At 35.9% G+C, this 17088-nt stretch carries 12 protein-coding genes; 2 read left to right on the forward strand and 10 right to left on the reverse strand.

The features are described from left to right. Positions 1 to 26: 26 nt before the first annotated feature. The 3 genes from AAGD62_RS02345 to AAGD62_RS02355 all read right to left on the reverse strand — a co-directional run bounded on the left by AAGD62_RS02345 (position 27) and on the right by AAGD62_RS02355 (position 3759). Positions 27 to 1430, reverse strand: coding sequence for an NAD(P)H-dependent flavin oxidoreductase (locus tag AAGD62_RS02345; RefSeq protein ID WP_213863474.1), 1404 nt, complete (start codon positions 1428 to 1430; stop codon positions 27 to 29). A gap of 252 nt (positions 1431 to 1682) precedes the next feature. Further along, positions 1683 to 2270 carry a dephospho-CoA kinase gene (coaE, locus tag AAGD62_RS02350; protein WP_155968973.1) on the reverse strand — a complete coding sequence of 196 codons (588 nt, stop codon included), beginning with the start codon at positions 2268 to 2270 and terminating at the stop codon, positions 1683 to 1685. Between the two features lie 310 nt (positions 2271 to 2580). Then, entirely contained in the window at positions 2581 to 3759 is a 1179-nt protein-coding gene (locus tag AAGD62_RS02355; protein WP_151808068.1) for a ribonuclease D, read from the reverse strand. A gap of 133 nt (positions 3760 to 3892) precedes the next feature. Here AAGD62_RS02355 and AAGD62_RS02360 point away from each other — a divergent pair, with 133 nt between their 5' ends. Continuing rightward, positions 3893 to 4291 (forward strand): hypothetical protein, encoded by a 399-nt coding sequence (locus AAGD62_RS02360; RefSeq protein WP_007548550.1) that lies wholly within the window; start codon positions 3893 to 3895, stop codon positions 4289 to 4291. A 989-nt stretch (positions 4292 to 5280) separates the two neighbouring features. Here AAGD62_RS02360 and mutS read toward each other — a convergent pair. The 4 genes from mutS to AAGD62_RS02380 all read right to left on the reverse strand — a co-directional run bounded on the left by mutS (position 5281) and on the right by AAGD62_RS02380 (position 10250). Continuing rightward, a complete protein-coding gene (gene mutS, locus AAGD62_RS02365) occupies positions 5281 to 7776 on the reverse strand; it encodes a DNA mismatch repair protein MutS (protein WP_155968971.1) in 2496 nt (831 codons plus the stop codon). A 453-nt stretch (positions 7777 to 8229) separates the two neighbouring features. Further along, positions 8230 to 9062 (reverse strand): IS5-like element ISWpi1 family transposase gene (locus tag AAGD62_RS02370; RefSeq protein WP_094189578.1). Its coding sequence is split into 2 segments (ribosomal slippage): positions 8230 to 8693 and positions 8693 to 9062, totalling 834 coding nucleotides; the frame shifts between segments, so codons are not numbered across the junction. Positions 9063 to 9099: 37 nt separating this feature from the next. Further along, positions 9100 to 9882, reverse strand: coding sequence for an ankyrin repeat domain-containing protein (locus tag AAGD62_RS02375; RefSeq protein WP_341812761.1), 783 nt, complete (start codon positions 9880 to 9882; stop codon positions 9100 to 9102). A 185-nt stretch (positions 9883 to 10067) separates the two neighbouring features. After that, positions 10068 to 10250, reverse strand: a complete 183-nt coding sequence (locus AAGD62_RS02380; protein ID WP_006279522.1) for a hypothetical protein — start codon at positions 10248 to 10250, stop codon at positions 10068 to 10070. Between the two features lie 397 nt (positions 10251 to 10647). Here AAGD62_RS02380 and AAGD62_RS02385 point away from each other — a divergent pair, with 397 nt between their 5' ends. Then, complete coding sequence (locus tag AAGD62_RS02385) at positions 10648 to 11355, forward strand: TerC family protein (RefSeq protein WP_038199715.1); 708 nt, start codon at positions 10648 to 10650, stop codon at positions 11353 to 11355. A gap of 184 nt (positions 11356 to 11539) precedes the next feature. Here AAGD62_RS02385 and guaA read toward each other — a convergent pair whose 3' ends face one another. The 3 genes from guaA to AAGD62_RS02400 all read right to left on the reverse strand — a co-directional run bounded on the left by guaA (position 11540) and on the right by AAGD62_RS02400 (position 16991). Further along, positions 11540 to 13102, reverse strand: coding sequence for a glutamine-hydrolyzing GMP synthase (guaA, locus tag AAGD62_RS02390; protein ID WP_155968965.1), 1563 nt, complete (start codon positions 13100 to 13102; stop codon positions 11540 to 11542). A gap of 969 nt (positions 13103 to 14071) precedes the next feature. After that, on the reverse strand, positions 14072 to 15856 hold the full coding sequence (locus AAGD62_RS02395) for a ribonucleoside-diphosphate reductase subunit alpha (protein WP_155968963.1): 1785 nt from the start codon (positions 15854 to 15856) through the stop codon (positions 14072 to 14074). Between the two features lie 58 nt (positions 15857 to 15914). Continuing rightward, complete coding sequence (locus AAGD62_RS02400) at positions 15915 to 16991, reverse strand: class I SAM-dependent DNA methyltransferase (protein WP_155968961.1); 1077 nt, start codon at positions 16989 to 16991, stop codon at positions 15915 to 15917. Between the last annotated feature and the right edge of the window lie 97 nt (positions 16992 to 17088).

Raw genomic sequence — 17088 nt, forward strand, 5'->3', positions numbered from 1 at the left:
CACTTTTTCTGGGTAAGGTCACTGACTCAATACCCAGTCAATATCCTTTCCACCAGTTCTTTTACTGCCGGTACGTAGCCATTCTCATAAAATGGATCTTGCTTAAATTTGTACACATTGTGCCCGGAAAACATGAGTTCGTTCTCAATATCACCATCGTGTATAACGTTTTGCAGTGTTTTTTGTATGCAAAAACTACGCGGATCTGGCTTTCGTCCTGTTGAATGGTCACCATGATCTTTCCAATTGCTAAACAAACAATGACTTAAGCATCCCATACAATTGATTTGATCTTGTCTTATCTCTGCAAACCTGCCTGGCGTCACAAAAATAACAGTTGTATCTGGAGTTTTCATTGCTTCTGTATACCCTGCTTTAGTCCATGTATTTGCCAGTTCTTTGTCTTTTGCAGTAAGGTAGATCTTTCTACCTCTGCTACCCATTGCAAATTCATTATTAAATTCTTCGCTAGCATTTTCTGAAAACTTTATTTGACGTGAATTCCGTTCCTGCAACTCACGTATGAAGTTATTTTTTACTGCAGATGAGTAAAACCCTGTTGGACTGAATTTATTTAAAAATACATCACCTTCTTCTAAAGTGAGTAGCTTCTTTTTCCACTCTGCAGAAATTGGGCTTTCTTTCGTCAAAAGTGGACGAGTGCCAAACTGAAAAGCTATTGGTCCAATTTGCAGATTGTCAAACCAATGTTCCCAATCTTTCAAATGCCACACTCCTCCTGCCATAACAATTGGTGTTTCTGAAAGACCGATCTCGTTCATGAAAGATCTAAGCTCTGCAACTCTTTCAAATGGAGCCTGTGGTAGCTCTGGGTCTTCACTGTTACTCAGTCCATTGTGCCCTCCAGCAAGCCATGGATCTTCATACACTACTCCACCAAGCAAATAGGAAGATATTCTTTGGTAAGCACGCTTCCATAATGCTTTAAAAGCACGCACCGATGAGATAATAGGGTAATAATAAACCTGATATTTAGCTGCAATTTCTCCAAGCCTATAAGGCATACCAGCACCGCAGGTAATACCATGAATCAAACCTTTCGCTCCTTCTAATATGCCATGAAGCACGCGTTCTGCTGCTCCCATCTCCCAAAGTACATTCATATGTACTCTTCCATGACCTTTTGATATTTCATTTGCTATTCTTGCCTGACTAATTCCAGCTTTAATACTATATTCAATCAATTCGCTGTGTTTTTCATTTCTTGTTCTGCCTTTGTAAATCAGCGGCACCAACTCGCCGTTATCATCAATAAGCTTAGCATTTGCACCAGAAAACGTACCCACAGCATCTGCTGCAGCAAATGCTCCGCTTGATCTTCCATCACTAACTGCAATGCCTTTGCCGCCCTCGATGATTGGCCACACTTCCTTTCCTGAAATTACTATCTTTTTTATCTTATTTTTCAAAACTTCCTCGCAATCTTTCACTCTATTTTACTTAATTACTAAAAAAATGATAGCTGTTTATTTTTTCTTGTATCATTAGAGCTTCTATAGCTACTCACGCTGTTGTAGTTTGAGAGCAGTTCCCACCGGAAGGGTGTCATTCCAGTGCTTGACACTGGGATGACAGGGGAGGGAGGCTGCTGGGATCCTGACAACCGTCATCCCGCTGCTTGTTAGCGGGATCTAGAGATACCGCGGCGGTATGACGTAGAGCTACGTGTTTAGGTTTAATGAATCCACTATATCTTTTACTTGAGAAAAAACATACTCTTTGCTTACACTGGTATCGATAATAAAGTCACTTATCTTCCTTTTCTCCTCAATAGATAACTGAACATCGGAGATTAGATTAAGCTTTTCTTTATCTATGTTGCGTTCGTTAAGTCTTTGAGCTTGCACAACGCTATCTGCATGAACAAAAACAATAAGGTCGCAATATAAATAAAATTTTGTTTCTAATAGAAGTGGCACATCTAAAACTAAAAGTTTTCTATCGATCTTTTTTTCCTTAGCAATAAAAAATTCTAATTCACGCAGCACAGTAGAGTGAACCAAAGATTGAAATTGTTTCCAATTTTCATCGTAGGCTAAGAAATATTTAGACAGTACTGTTCTATCTATTTCACCATTTACTACCACTCCAGGAAAATTTTTCTCTGCATAACTTATTATGCTTTTATCCACTTTATAAAGTTGGTGTACAACAGAATCAGCATCAAATACAGCAGCACCAAACTCTTGAAAGCAATTAGTTACAAAGCTCTTTCCTACCCCAATTCCGCCTGTTAGACCTATAATCATATAACAAAAACACATTAGACTTCTTTCGAAACTATAGCTAAGGTTTCTCTATATATATTAACTAGATTTTCTAGATCCCAGTGTCAAGCACATAACTATACGAACATTGCAATTTGTAGGTGGTGTCATTCCAGTCTGGGATCTAGCTTTTTGGTAATTTTATCGAAAATGTTTGCTCGTTTACAATCAATTTTCCTGGATTCCAGTGTCAAGCACTGGAATGACACCCTACTTAACCGTCATACCGCCGCGGTATCTCTTAGCCACTAACACGTAGCGGGATGACGATTGTCGATAAATCTAAGTTACTTTAGCAACAGTTATTCTCCACTAAATTACTCTGAATTTTGGTTATATTATTTGCGGATTTCACTGCTGAAATCTCAAATTTTGAGCTTGTGTTCAAAAATGATTCAACTGACCTGCCAAAAAAATCATATCTCCATCCCTTGAATAATTTATCTGTCTGTCCAGATATTGACCCGGTTAACTCATCTTTTGAAGAAACTAATTTCCTTGATATGTTACTTTCTTTACATTTACTATCTAAAATAATTGAGAGTATATCAAGTACAGATTTGTCATAATTACTCGATAAGGTGTTGTTTTGCTGCATCCAATTTCTCTCATTTTCATTAAAAATATTCACAAACTCTAGTAAATCTGCATCTTTTATATTTTTTGCATTCCTCTTGAGATCATCTAAAATTTCATCAACATGCTCTATATTTTTTTCAATAAAATCAGCTATTACAGCATTATTGATTATTTTATTACGGTTCATATTATAGCGCTGTGCTAAGGTTTCTTGCCACTCACTAACTGCTTTAACAGTTAGTATCAATCTTGGATTTACTTCATAATTAAATTTAATCCTCTTCCATGCATCTTTTGGGCTATGTAAATACTTATTTATATCAACTATTGATTCCATCTCTTCTTGAAACCAACCCATCCTATTATTTTCTTCAAGTTTATTGCACAATATTTGGTATAGGTCATATAGGTGTACCACGTCGTTTACTGCATAATCTAACTGATCTTCGGACAACGGACGCCTTAACCAATCTGAATTTTTAGCTTTAATTTTATCCAGTGCTATTCCTTGATATTGCTCCACTACTTTTGAGTAACCAATAAAGTCATGATAATAATGACAAAACATAGCAGCAACTTGGGTATCAAAAATGGGAGTGGGAATACATTTAAACACAGTGAGTAAGGATTCTATATCCTGCCGGCAGCTATGAAACACTTTGGTTATCCCCTGATTTAGCATTATTTTCTTAATGAATGATAAATCAATTTCTGGCACTAGTGCGTCTACAATAAAACTCTTCTCTCCGTAAGAAATTTGAATTAACGATAATTTTGGGTAGTAGATTAAATTATTTCTAATGAACTCCGTGTCAACTGCTATAAATTTTGGCTTTTTTGCTATCAACCCCTCACCTATGTCCTCCAGCTCCGACGTTGTATTAATTAACATATGTTTTTTATTCAGTGGTTCTATTTTACTACTTATATTAAATTTTGCAATTAGAGTCACTACGAAATTAGTAATGGAGCTTGCTAGTTACTTATAATATTATAAAGTGTTTGTTATGTAGTGGTGAAGTGTTATGGTAGATTTTATAGACCTTTTTCAAGGAAGTAAAGATTTTACGATGTGCATGCACAACGGTTCAGGGGATGCAATATATAATCGATGTATATCTGCTGTAAGAATGGACCCGCCATGTATGCATGGTGAATCTATTCAAGGTTTGTTTGAAAGTTCGTTTGAACAAGGTGTTGTGACTGTTAGAGTGAACTTAGACTTAGAAACTTTAAATGTAGTGGTATATAAATCTCCTCCAACTTCTGATAAGCTTGACGCATTTTCACTAGCATATCAAATAGACAGATATCACATAGATGAGAATACTATAGTTTTTGATGAGAAAGTAAATACAATAAAATTTGATATATCAAATCCTTTAAAACATAAATTTATTACATTTGAGATTTTTAAAAGATAAATTATAATTCTGGTTCATTTATAAAAGGCTAGACTTAACGTGCCAGGCAGGAATTAACTGAAAGAAAAATTGAAGTAGCAAGAATTGATCTAGTTTGATATTACTAATATAGTAAATCTCTGGATATATAATAAGAACTAGATTCCAGCGTCACGCGCTGGAATGACAGGGCTATAGGTATCATCCAAGTAGCCTCTTTCTTGTCATCCCAGTGTCCTGACACTGGTTTCCATCCAAAAGGGTGTCATTCCAGTCTGGAATCCAGATTGGACACTGAATTGGTGAGTGTAAAATTCTACGTCATACCGCCGCGGCGCTAACAAGAGATCCCGCTAACAAGCAGCGGGATGACGGTTGTCAGGCTAGCTGTCATCCGAGTAGCCTCCTTTTTTTGTCATCCCAGTGTCTGGGCACTGGGATGACACCCTACTAGCGGAAGTTACTCTCAAATGTTTGTTCATGTTAGCCACAAACATTAAGAAATTTACCAAATGAAAAAAAAGGCAAAAGAAGCCCTGTGGTTATTATCCGCTTTAAAATATTGGCGTTTTTTATGTTTTAAACGCTTGACAAGCGAGATTCAGCCGCTTTTAATTGCAACTAACTTACGCTGCAAATGTTTAAGAAATTTACTAAGCAGAAAAAAAGACAAAGAATCCCCGAGTTAGCTAGTCTTTTACTATCTCTGTCGAGTATTGGCATTTTTTGATGTCTTGTAACGCTTTATAAGCGCGTTCAGCTTATTTAGATAAAAATCTAGATGTAGATGAAGTTTTGTAAAGACATACAGTATCTATATACTGCAAAAAATTGAACATAAGACGCCGATACATTAAGTAATCTTTACCTTTTAATCTGCAGATTGGCGAAAGCAAATACAATAGCTTCACTATCATGATAAGGGCGCTGGCGAAGGGTGTCAAGTAAGTTTTTCGTTTCTATAGCTACTACCACGATTGTATAGGTAATTCTTCACTTATAATAATGATTCAAGCCTTCAGCTCCTCAAACACTTCACTTGCTCTATTTAAAACAGAATCAGGAAAACCAGCAAGTTTTGCTACATGTATTCCATATGACTCATCTGCAATGCCTTCAATTACTTCATGTAGAAAGATAACCTCTCCGTTCCACTCTCTTATTTTTACACAAAAACATTTCACGTTCTTCAAGTATTTGCTTACTTTAGTTAATTCATGATAATGAGTTGCAAAAATGGCGCGGCACTTATTTACATTGTGAATATGTTCAATCACCGCCTGTGCAATAGATAATCCATCATACACCCCTGTGCCCCTACCAATTTCATCAAGTATCACCAAGGAAAGGTCCGTTGCCTGATTTACTATCGTTGCTGTTTCGATCATTTCTACCATGAAGGTGGAATAACCAGCTGTTATATTATCTGTTGCACCAACCCTGCTAAATATTTTGTCAATCACTCCAATATGTGCACTCTCTGCTGGCACAAATGACCCCATGTGAGCTAAAATTGCAATGAGAGCGTTTTGCCTCAAGAAAGTGCTTTTTCCAGCCATATTAGGACCAGTAATTAGATGTATACCAGCTAAATTGATGCTATTTGCAATGAATTTATTGTTAACTTCAACCACTGGATGTCTTCCGCTACAGATATTGAACTCTTTGCTGTCATCAATAATGGGTTTTACGTAATTATTTTGCACTGCAAGCTCTGCAAACGCGGTTCTAATGTCAAGTTTTGCCAAAGCATTTGCAGCAAGAGCAATTTTTTCAGACTCTTTAGCAACTTCACTACACAGTTCACTAAAAATTTTCATTTCTAAGCCGATTGCAGCATCACGTGCCGTAAGAATTTTATTTTCTAGTTCTTTCAATTCATTAGTAGTGTAGCGCATGCTATTTGCTAAGCTTTGCCTATGAATAAATATATCCGAAGTTATTTTGTGATTTGCTGATACTTCAACGTAATAACCGAGTATATTATTGTGCAATATTTTGAGTGCGGCAATGCCAGTTAGGTCGCGATAAGATTCACGGAGCTTAGTTACCAACTTGTTACTGTTGTTCAATATATAAGATAACTCAGATAATTCTGAGTTGTATTTTGAGTGAATAAACCCTCCTTCTTTCACGGAACTGAGGTTATTATCAAGTATAGCACTATTTAACAGTTCAAATAGGTCTTTATGATTGCCAAGGCTTTTATGTATTGTGCTTAGTTCACTCTCGTCTGATTTTACTGTTATTCCAGCGCGTGACGCTGGCTGGATCTCAGTTTGGATGACATATTGTTGTGGGAGAGATCCATTTTCACCTGATTCAATTTTACATAAGAACTCAGACAATTCTAAAGTCTTTCCTAGGCCTATTTTCAATAGGTTCATATCCTTTGGTGAACCACGCCCTAGTATTAAGCGCGATAAAGACCTCTCAATATCCGGAATGTTAGATAATATCTCTCGTATTTTTCTGCGTGGCTCATGATTATTTACAAAAAATTGAGCGGTGCTGAGCCTCAAATTGATTGCCTTGGAGCAAGCAAGGGGTGAAGCGAGCATTTGTTTGAGCAGGCGTCCACCAGAAGCTGTAACTGTATGATCAATAACTGAAATTAGTGAACCTTTCTTTTCACCAAATTGAGTTGAAAACAACTCAAGATTTCTCCTTGCTGAAGCATCAATAAGCATGAAATTTTGTTGCTTATAGGTTTTTGGGAATTCAAGCCTTGGAATAGAGCCCCTTTGTGTTACTCTGACATATTCAAGCAGTGCACCGCACGCCATGATTTCTACTTTGCTGAAATTTCCTATACTCCCAAGTTCCCTGATTTTATAAAACTCGCATAACGTTCTGTGAGATTTACTATACTCAAAAAAGCTCTGTGCGTGTTGCGTAATTGATATTTTATAATTTTTTAAAACCGATCTAATTTTTTCGTCCTCAGTGAATTTTTCAGAAATTAATAATTCTCTTGGTGATATACGCAATAAATCACTATCTAGAGCTTTCAAACTCGTTAAAGTGTGAAAAAATTTTCCCGTCGATAATTCAAGCCAACTAATAGCATATTCGTCATTTTGTTCAACTATGGACGCGAGATAATTATTGCTTTTATCCTCCAGTAGTGAATCTTCTATAATTGTACCTGGAGTTACAACTCGCACTACATCACGTTTTACTATGGATTTATAGCCCCTCTTTTTTGCTTCATCAGCAGTTTCTAATTGGTCACAGATTGCTACTTTGAATCCTAAATCTATTAGCTTGTGTAGGTAAGATTCACTACTGTGTGCTGGCACTCCACACATTGGTATGTCCTGCCCACACGAATTACCTCTCTTGGTTAGCACTATATTCAGCAATTTCGCAGCTTTAATAGCATCATTGAAAAACAATTCATAAAAATCTCCTAGCCTATAAAATAGCAGATGATCTTTGTATTGAGCTTTCAGGTTCAAATACTGCTCCATCACAGGGGTGTTTTTTTCTTTCACGAAGCTCATAATATTTTTTAATATATTGTATTGATAAACGTTATTATAGATTATATTGCACATGTGGATAACATAAATTTTAAATAGGTGTATAGAGGGAAAAATTTAAAACAATTAAATTTCTTGGATCCAAGTAGTCAGGACACTTGGATGACATAAAGAGTAGGAGTATTTGATGACAAAAAAACAAAAAACGCAGTTGTCATTCCAGCACGTGACGCTGGAATCCAGCTTCTATGCAAACTCATCAAAAACATTCATTTAGTGTAAGATCAGCTACTTTCCATGCTAGTTTACAAGCAAACTTTTCTGGATCCCAGTGTCAAGCACTGGGATGACATCATAGGGGCACTGGGATGACACCCTCCTTGTGTGTATTATAGCTAAAAAGTGACTTACGACAATTTGAAAAACGACATATTCATCATTCCGCTACTAGAGGTTGTCCGGAAACTAGTAAATTCAAGCATATTCCCTCTTTAACATAACCCTACTCATAGCTAGGTATATGAAATTCTCAGTGGATGTTGTGAGTAAATCATACTCCTTCGATAGCCTTCTATTCCTATTAACCCAAGCAAAAGTCCTTTCTACAACCCATCTTCTTGGCTGTACTTTAAACCCTTGTTCTCTTGTTGGTAGTAGCTCAGGTGGCGTATCTTTGTGCACCCAAAATCTACATGGAGGCCTTTTAACAATTTCAATATCTATGTCATATTCTTCCTTTATGTGATTCTTTAAATTTCTTCCTTGGTATCCCATGTCAGCCCACATTTTTTTAACTTTAGTATATTTTGTTCTCATATTGTTTAATGCTATTTTAATACCATCTCTATCATTTTCGTTAGCAGCGCCTACGTAACAACCTAGTATAAAACCCTGAGTGTCTGTAATTATATGCCTTTTTCTACCCTTTACTTTTTTACTTCCATCATAGCCTTTGATCCTCCCTTTTCTGTAGTCTTTACAGATTGACTATCTACTATACAGGCACTCGGCTGCTCATTCCTTCCTATTTTTCTTCTACTATATTTTGTAATTTCATAATTCATTTTCTCAAAAATTCCCTGCTTCTTCCATTGCCTGAACTGCTCATACACAGTCTTCCATAGCGGAAAATCATTTGGTAAATACCGCCATTGACACCCTGTACGCAATACATAGAAAATTGCTTCTAATATTTCTCTTTTGCTATACTTTGGCGGCCTTCCTCCTTTCTTGTATGATACTCTGAAGTGTTTTTCTATTCTTGCCCATTCCCTTTCGCTTAGATCTGTTGGATACTTTTTTCTCATCTTTACCCCGTACTAAAATTTCAGATATTATAGCCTTTTACTTATTTCCGGACAACCTCTCAACAGATATTTCAGAGCTAACAGTGCTAATAGTTTTTTCTATCGCTTTAGCCTGTTCATAGTCTTGACTCAAAAAATACATGGCCAGTCCAATAGCTATACTAGCAACAAGAGAAGATGCTATCATTACACCTAGTATCATACCACCAGAAAGACTTACTGCAACACACACACCAGCTCCAAGTACAACACCAAGAAAACCACCAATTATTACGCCAGGCACCAAACTGCCTACCATAGCGCTTTCTTTTTTCGTATTAGCTTGTTTTTTCATACTTTTAATAAGCACTTCTTTTGTTTCTCCTTGAGCTAAATCTAAAGGAATTTTATTATCCGCGTTTTGTATCAAAGGATTTGCACTATATGTAACAAGAAGGGTGGTTATTTCTTCAGTTTTATTACCTATAACTGCATGATGTAGTAATGTATTTCCCTCTTCATCTTTAAAGTTTATATGAGTACGAAATTCTTCATCTAGATTTCTTATTGGGTTGTTTTTTGCATATATCCTAGATTGTATTGCTCCATCTAAGTATTGTATTACTTGTTCTAGTGATTGCTCGCCAGGATTTTGTATAAAATGAAGCAGAATTTCGTGTACTATCGCTTCCTTTGTAGTTTGTGGGCATTGTAAAGCGTAATTAAATGTCTGTGTAGTAATAACTTCTTCTTTTCTTTTTTTAAGAACAACCCTTAAATCTTCAATCGCCTTTTCACCATCTTTTATTCCAAGAATTATTGAATCCAAATTATTTATCATGCTATCCTCCTTGGTTTGATTGCATTGCTCATTAATAAATAATATAATAAATCCTGCTAAAAGTCAAGCAATTAATTAATAAGTTAATATAATCCTCCAAAAGGAGCTCCTTACTTTTTGTTCAGCATGTCCATTGGATCAGACTCTTTAAGCTTGCTGTTTGCTGAATTTATTCATCATAATAGCTACAATGTGCTATCGAAGTTCTCTGTAATCTTAGTTGGTTCTTCTAGAATATTCAAAATATCAGTTGCACAATAAACCCGATCTCTCTTTCCTTGAGAAGTTTGTGAAACGATGCCTAAATCTTCAAGCTTTACGATTGCTCTTTGGGCTGTTGTAAATACGACACCTAAGTTTTCAACCACTTTCCTTATAGTAAAGTAAGGGTTTAAAGACTATTAACTAAATCATTGTCCCATTCAAATTTTGGTGGCAAGGGGCTTGGTATAAATGCCTGATAACCAGCGAATACTTTGCCTGATGGTGATCCTTTAATATACATTCATTCAACCTAGCACACTATTTTTATAGTATATATTATTTTCAAATAAAGTCAAAAATGAAAATAAGGCTTTATCTTATTCGCGTGCATGAAAATAAGAAACTCTCTTATTATTGATTTTGCTCAAAAACGAAAATAGAAGAAGCTGCTGAACTTTATATATCCTGTTTTTCTGGAGAACTGCTATAAAACTTCTGAGTGAAGTCACTTAATTTTTACACATCTATTGTAGAGTAAGAAGAACCGAATTTGAAACAAAAATGCTAACTGATGCTTGGACTTTACTGACACTTACACTACTTGAAACTATACTTAGTGTAGACAATTTAATCTTTATTTCTCTAGCAATAGATAAGGTACCAAATGCGCTGAGAGAAAGAGTGCGCCTTATGGGCCTTGGATTAGCACTATTAATGCGTTTTGTAATACTATTTTTTACATCATCTATATTGTCAATGCAAAAACCTATATTTCACACTGCATCAGCAAGGGATTTACTTATGATCGCAGGGGGATTATTCCTTATTGTTAAGAGCTCTATGGAGTTACGGGATGACATCTTTGTATGTAAGAAAAATAAAAAGAAAGCAAACGTTAAATCAAAATTTTTTTTAGTTGTGCTACAAATTATATTAATAGATTTAGTTTTTTCGGTTGATTCGATATTAACTGCTATAGCACTAACTTATAACATGGTAATAATTGCTACAGCATTTACATTTTCCATGCTAGCAATGCTGTTTTTATCAAGTTATACCGCCCAGTTAATCAAATCTAACCCAGGGTTAAAAATAATCGCCATTTTATTTATTTTACTTGTCGGTGTGTACCTCATACTTCATGGATTTCATATAGAATTACCAAAAGGATATTTGTATTCTTCATTTATGTTTGCACTGCTTGTGGAAATTATAAGCAAAATAAAGAAAATTAACCGTCATACCGCGATTCATTCGCGGTATCTCTAGATCCAGCTAACAAGCAGCGGGATGACAGCAGTCCTACGTCATACTGCTGCGGATAGATCCCGCTAACACGTAGCGGGATGACGAGGTTATCGTCATGTTGCCGCGAACCGTCATACCGCGATTCATTCGCGGTATCTCGGCAATAAATCCCGCTAACAAGTAGCAGGATGACTAGACTTTTAATTTACTCCCACTCGATGGTTGCAGGTGGCTTGGAAGTTATATCGTACACAACTCTATTTACTCCGGGAACATTATTAACAATTATACTGCCGACATTGCGTAAAAAATCCCAAAATACTAGCAAGTGTTGATCCTTATCTTCAAATGGAAATGCATCGGCTGTCATACCATCAGATGATGTTACAGCCCTTAAAGCACAAACATATCCATACGTACGACCATCTCCCATAACGCCTACAGTTTTTATTGGTAATAATACAGCAAAAGCTTGCCATATCTTATCATATAGATCGTAATTTTTCATCGTATTAATATATATTTCATCTACTTCTTGCAATATTTGCACCTTTTCTTTATCGACTTCACTTATAATCCTCACTGCAAGTCCGGGTCCAGGAAATGGATGTTGAAATATTATCTCGTCTGAAAGCCCAATTTCTTTTCCAAGTAGCCTTACCTCATCTTTAAAGAGGTAACGTAAAGGCTCCACTAACTTCAGATTCATCTTTTCTGGCAACCCACCAACATTATGGTGAGACTTAATTGTGCTAGTGTTGTCTGAGGCATGCCCTGACTCAACTACATCAGAGTAGATGGTACCTTGCATCAAAAAATCCACATCACCTATTTTTTTTGCTTCTTCTTCAAACACTTCAATAAAAGTGTTACCGATAATTTTTCGCTTTTCTTCTGGATCAGTTATTCCCTTCAACCTACTCAAAAATAAATTTGATTTATCAACGTAATTTATCGGAATCTCTTTCAACATAGCGATGGTTTGGTTCTTGCGTAACAACCCAGTATCGATAAAAATACAGTTCAATTGTTTTCCTATAGCTTTATGTGTGAGAGCCGCTGCAACACTTGAATCAACCCCACCACTCACTGCAGCGATTACTTTTTTCTCTCCTACTACATTTTTGATTTTTTCCTTTTGCTCCTCAATAAACGACTTCATTGTCCAGTCCCTTTCGCAATTTGCAATATCCAAGAAGTTAGAGAGCAATTTACTGCCATTTGTTGTGGGCTTAACCTCAGGATGGAACTGAGTACAGTAAATCTTCCGCTGTTCGTTGACAATCATTGCAATTGTTTGATTTATTACACCTGATGCAATAACAGTAAATCCATGTGGTATAGTATCAACACTGTCCGCATGGTTCATTAATACATCCACTTCAGAATTAACGTCCCAGGTATCCTTTACAATGGGGGATTCTTTTAGTATCTTGATTTTAGTTCTACCAAACTCCTGTTTGAAACTCTCTTTTACTTTTGCTCCAAAATAATGACAAATGAGTTGCTGTCCATAGCATATTCCAAGTATAGGAACGTTTGTTGCCTCATTAAGTTTTATAATTTCATGTACTACTCTACTTGTTTCAGAACAATCATCATTTACAGATTGTGGTCCTCCAGAGAGAATAAACCCATTGAATTTTGATATTGTTTCAAAACTGATGTTGCTTGGAAATATCTCACAATAAACGCCCATTCCTCTTACTTGTCTTGCGATAAGCTGTGTAAACTGTGAACCAAAATCAATAATGGCAATTGCTGACAATTTGCTCCTCCATATTATTTAAAATGATATCTGATAATAAAGAAAATAATGGAGTAAGTAAACCAAGACCTGTTTAAAAGCTTTAACGCGTGGTACAAGTTAGCTATATAGCTAATTTTCCTACACCATACCGCTGCGGCGCTAACTAGTAGCGGAATGACAGCAATCTACGTCATACCGCCGCAGTATCTCAGCCGCTAACAAGTAGCGGGATTATCTTCATGCTGCCACGAACCGTCATACCGCGATTCATTCGCGGTATCTCAGCCGCTAACAAGAGATCCCGCTAACAAGCAGCGGGATGACGAGGTATAAACTTTATCGTCATGCCACCGCGAACCGTCATACCGCGATTCATTCGCGGTATCTCGGCAATAGATCCCGCTAACAAGTAGCGGGATGACGATTGTCGTTTAGCCATAAATGTTTAAGAAATTTACCAAATGAAAAAAAAGGCAAAAGAAGCCCCGTAGTTGGCTAATTACTTACATTATACTTTCAAGTATGGCGTTTTTTTATTCTAAACGCTTAATAACCGCGACTCAGCTGCTTTTAAATGCAACTAACCTTAGCTATAAATGTTTAAGAAATTTACTAAACAGAAAAAAAGGCAAAAGAAACCCTAGGGTAGCTAGTTATTCACTATCCATTTTTTAAGTTGGCGTTTTTTTATGTTTTAAACGCTTTATAAGCGCGTTTCAGCTTATGTAGGTAGAAGTTTTATAAAGACATAAGGTGCACATAGTGCAAAAAATTAAACATGAGACGCCAGATACGTGAGTTTTTTTGTCATTTAATCTGTACAGAGAAGATAAATAAATAGCTTCAATTTTATGATAAGAGGGCTGGCGGAGTTTGTCAAGGAAGTTTTTTCGTTTCTATTCCCAATAAAAGTGCGTTATATGGTTATGCAAGAAGTCTATTTACCCATTTGCTTAACTTTCTCTCTACTTTTTCTGAGTAAGGCCGCTATTGGCATGACAGACATTCATCGTAGTCAATATCTGTTTTTTGTTGCAATATTTCACTTTTTTTGAATATGTCATGCGAGACCTTATCGGCTCTCTGCATTGATTGTGATCTGCAGTAATATAAGCTCTTCAATCCTTTTTTCCAAGCAAGCATGTGTATTTTGTGCAAGTAACGTTTATGTACGTTGGCAGGTAAGAACAGATTTACTGATTGAGATTGACAAATATACGAAGTTCTATCACTTGCATGTTCTATAATCCATCTTTGGTCAAGCTCGTACGCTGTTTTAAATGTCAATTTTTCATGCTCACTAAGAAAATCTAAATGCTGAACGGAACCCTCGTTTGTTGAAATTGAAGACCATATTTTATCATTGTCTTGATTTTTTTCTGCTAATAGTTTTTGCAAGAATTTATTTCGCACTACAAATGAGCCTGTAAGTGTCTTTTGTATGAATACGTTTGCTGCATATGGTTCTATTCCAGGAGAGGTATTACCTGCAATAATGGAGATCGAGGCAGTAGGAGCAATAGCGAGTTTGTGTGTAAACCTTTCCATTAGATCAACTTCTTTGGCATCAGAACATGCTCCCTTTTCTTCTGCTAATTTTTTAGAAACTATATCTGCTTGCTCGCGTAAATACTTAAATATTTTTTTATTCCATTGTTGTGCTGTTACTGATTCAAAAGGAACCATTTTGCTTTGTAAAAATGAGTGAAAGCCCATCACACCAAGACCAATACTGCGTTCTCTGGCTGCAGAATATTTTGCTCGCTGCATTTCATTCGGTGCTTTATTTATGAAATCTTCCAATACATTATCAAGAAAGCGCATTATATCTTCTATGAAGAGTTTATTGTCTTTCCATTCTTCGTAGTACTCAAGGTTTACGGATGATAGACAACACACAGCAGTGCGTGACTTATTCAGGTGATCATAACCTGTGGTTAAAGTTATTTCACTGCATAGATTTGACATCTTGATGTCTAAGTTGAGCTTTTTGTAAGATTCTGGCTTATTGTTATTTGTTGCATCAAGGAAAATAATGTAAGGTTCTCCAGTTTCAACTCTTGCTGTTAATATTTTGATCCATACATCCCGCGCTTTTACAGTTGAAATAACCTTATTGTTGTGAGGGCTTATTAAATTCCATTCTTGATCATTCTCAACAGCCTGCATAAATTTATCTGTTACTATTACAGCATGATGTATATTTAACGCTTTGCGATTTGGGTCACCGCCTGTTGGCTTGCGTAAATCTAGAAACTCTTCTATTTCCGGATGAGATACAGGAAGGTAGACTGCTGAACTTCCTCGCCTTAGGGATCCCTGACTAATTGCAAGCGTTAGAGCATTTTGCACTACAATAAATGGAACAATTCCTGATGTTTTGCCGCTACCCTTTACGCTTTCGCCTATTGAGCGTAAATTTCCCCAATAACTACCTATGCCTCCTCCACGTGCAGCAAGCCAAACATTTTCGTTCCATAGATCAACTATTCCCTGCAAGCTGTCTTCGGTTTCATTAAGAAAGCAAGAGATAGGTAACCCTCTCTTAGTGCCACCATTGCTGAGTATTGGTGTTGAAGGCATGAACCACAAGTTGCTCATGTAGTCATAAAGACGCTGCGCATGTTCTTTATTATCAGAATAGTAATTAGCAATACGTGCAAAGAGGTCTTGATAACTTTCATTTTCTATTAAATACCTGTCTGATAGAACTGCTTTTCCAAAGTCGGTTAATTTGCTGTCCTTTGCGTAATTAATGGTAATGTTATTCATAAAGTTCCTTTTATTCTTTTATTATATATAGATACTTAAAAGTCATTTTGAGCGATTTTTAAGTTAGGTTTTTCGGATTTTCTTGTTGATGCTGTAATGCAAACAAGATACCGTCAACCTGACTGCCATATATTTTACAGTAACTCATATAACTTATTTGCATATTTATTTCTTTTGCAACATGTTGAACATAACTTTCTGAGTGACGAAAATAGTCTCCTTTATTTACAAAGTCAATACCTTCACCTTCCTTTCTTCTCATTAAACATACAATAACTCCTTTTTTGCTCGTAGATCTTTTTGCTAATTCCAACTCTTCTTGAAAGTCATGTAGATAATGTAGCACTTCAGCAAAGATAATTACATCATACTGCTGGTTTTTCTCTTGTTTAAGAAACTCTTTCATTTCCATATGTATTAATTCATTGTAAACAGGCTTACCTTTTATAAAGCATCCTCTTGCGATATTTAGCATTCTACTTGAAATGTCAATTCCTGTTATATGGTTTCCAATACTATTTATTTTCAAGAAATGACCACATATTCCAGTTCCACAACCAAGGTCGAGTATATTGAGCTCAGAAGTGGAGTTGTTGAAGATTTTTGTAATTATCATGTGTACAAGTTCATGCCCTCTATATTGTTTGGCAATCAACCAATGCTCAACAAAATATTCACCTGTGTAATCAAAATATTGTCTTATGAGGTTTTTTGGCAATTCTGTAATAGGCGCTGAGTTTGTCATTTTTTTTATATAGTAAGACGCCTCCTCGTGGTCATTATCTAATTTTAGTGCCCTTGTTAAATAATTATAAGCTTTGTTAGTATTCCCTACCGCAAAATGACACCTTCCGATGTTATACCAGACTATAGGTAAATGGGGGTAAAATATGCTAATTAACCAAAATCGTAACTTTCCATCTGATATGCTACCTTTATAAAAGTGATATAAACCGATTTCAATGTTGGTGTTTAACAGGTTCTTAGATTTTTTAAGAAGCACTGTCATTTCTTTATGAAGAGTATTATATTTATTCACAATGAAGTGTTTTACTTTCTTAATATTTAATACGCCAATGAGCTTAGACATACAATTTAAAGCAACGTTTTTTATAAAAGAGAGATTACTTTTCATACGTTAGAAATACTCCGAATGTTTATTATCATTTTTAGGCAATTGATTTTAACACATTTTATCTTACAAAATATCTTTTTTATTAATTTTTACTGTA

It is taken from the genome of Wolbachia endosymbiont (group A) of Eristalinus aeneus (assembly GCF_964026915.1).
Lineage (GTDB): Bacteria > Pseudomonadota > Alphaproteobacteria > Rickettsiales > Anaplasmataceae > Wolbachia > Wolbachia pipientis.

What these genes read in the sequence shown, in the direction of transcription:
- coaE (WP_155968973.1), bottom strand. Translation starts at nt 2,270, where the DNA reads ATGATTATAGGTCTAACAGGCGGAATTGGGGTAGGAAAGAGCTTTGTA.
- AAGD62_RS02355 (WP_151808068.1), bottom strand. Translation starts at nt 3,759, where the DNA reads ATGTTAATTAATACAACGTCGGAGCTGGAGGACATAGGTGAGGGGTTG.
- AAGD62_RS02360 (WP_007548550.1), top strand. Translation starts at nt 3,893, where the DNA reads ATGGTAGATTTTATAGACCTTTTTCAAGGAAGTAAAGATTTTACGATG.
- mutS (WP_155968971.1), bottom strand. Translation starts at nt 7,776, where the DNA reads ATGAGCTTCGTGAAAGAAAAAAACACCCCTGTGATGGAGCAGTATTTG.
- AAGD62_RS02375 (WP_341812761.1), bottom strand. Translation starts at nt 9,882, where the DNA reads ATGATAAATAATTTGGATTCAATAATTCTTGGAATAAAAGATGGTGAA.
- AAGD62_RS02385 (WP_038199715.1), top strand. Translation starts at nt 10,648, where the DNA reads ATGCTAACTGATGCTTGGACTTTACTGACACTTACACTACTTGAAACT.
- AAGD62_RS02395 (WP_155968963.1), bottom strand. Translation starts at nt 15,856, where the DNA reads ATGAATAACATTACCATTAATTACGCAAAGGACAGCAAATTAACCGAC.
- AAGD62_RS02400 (WP_155968961.1), bottom strand. Translation starts at nt 16,991, where the DNA reads ATGAAAAGTAATCTCTCTTTTATAAAAAACGTTGCTTTAAATTGTATG.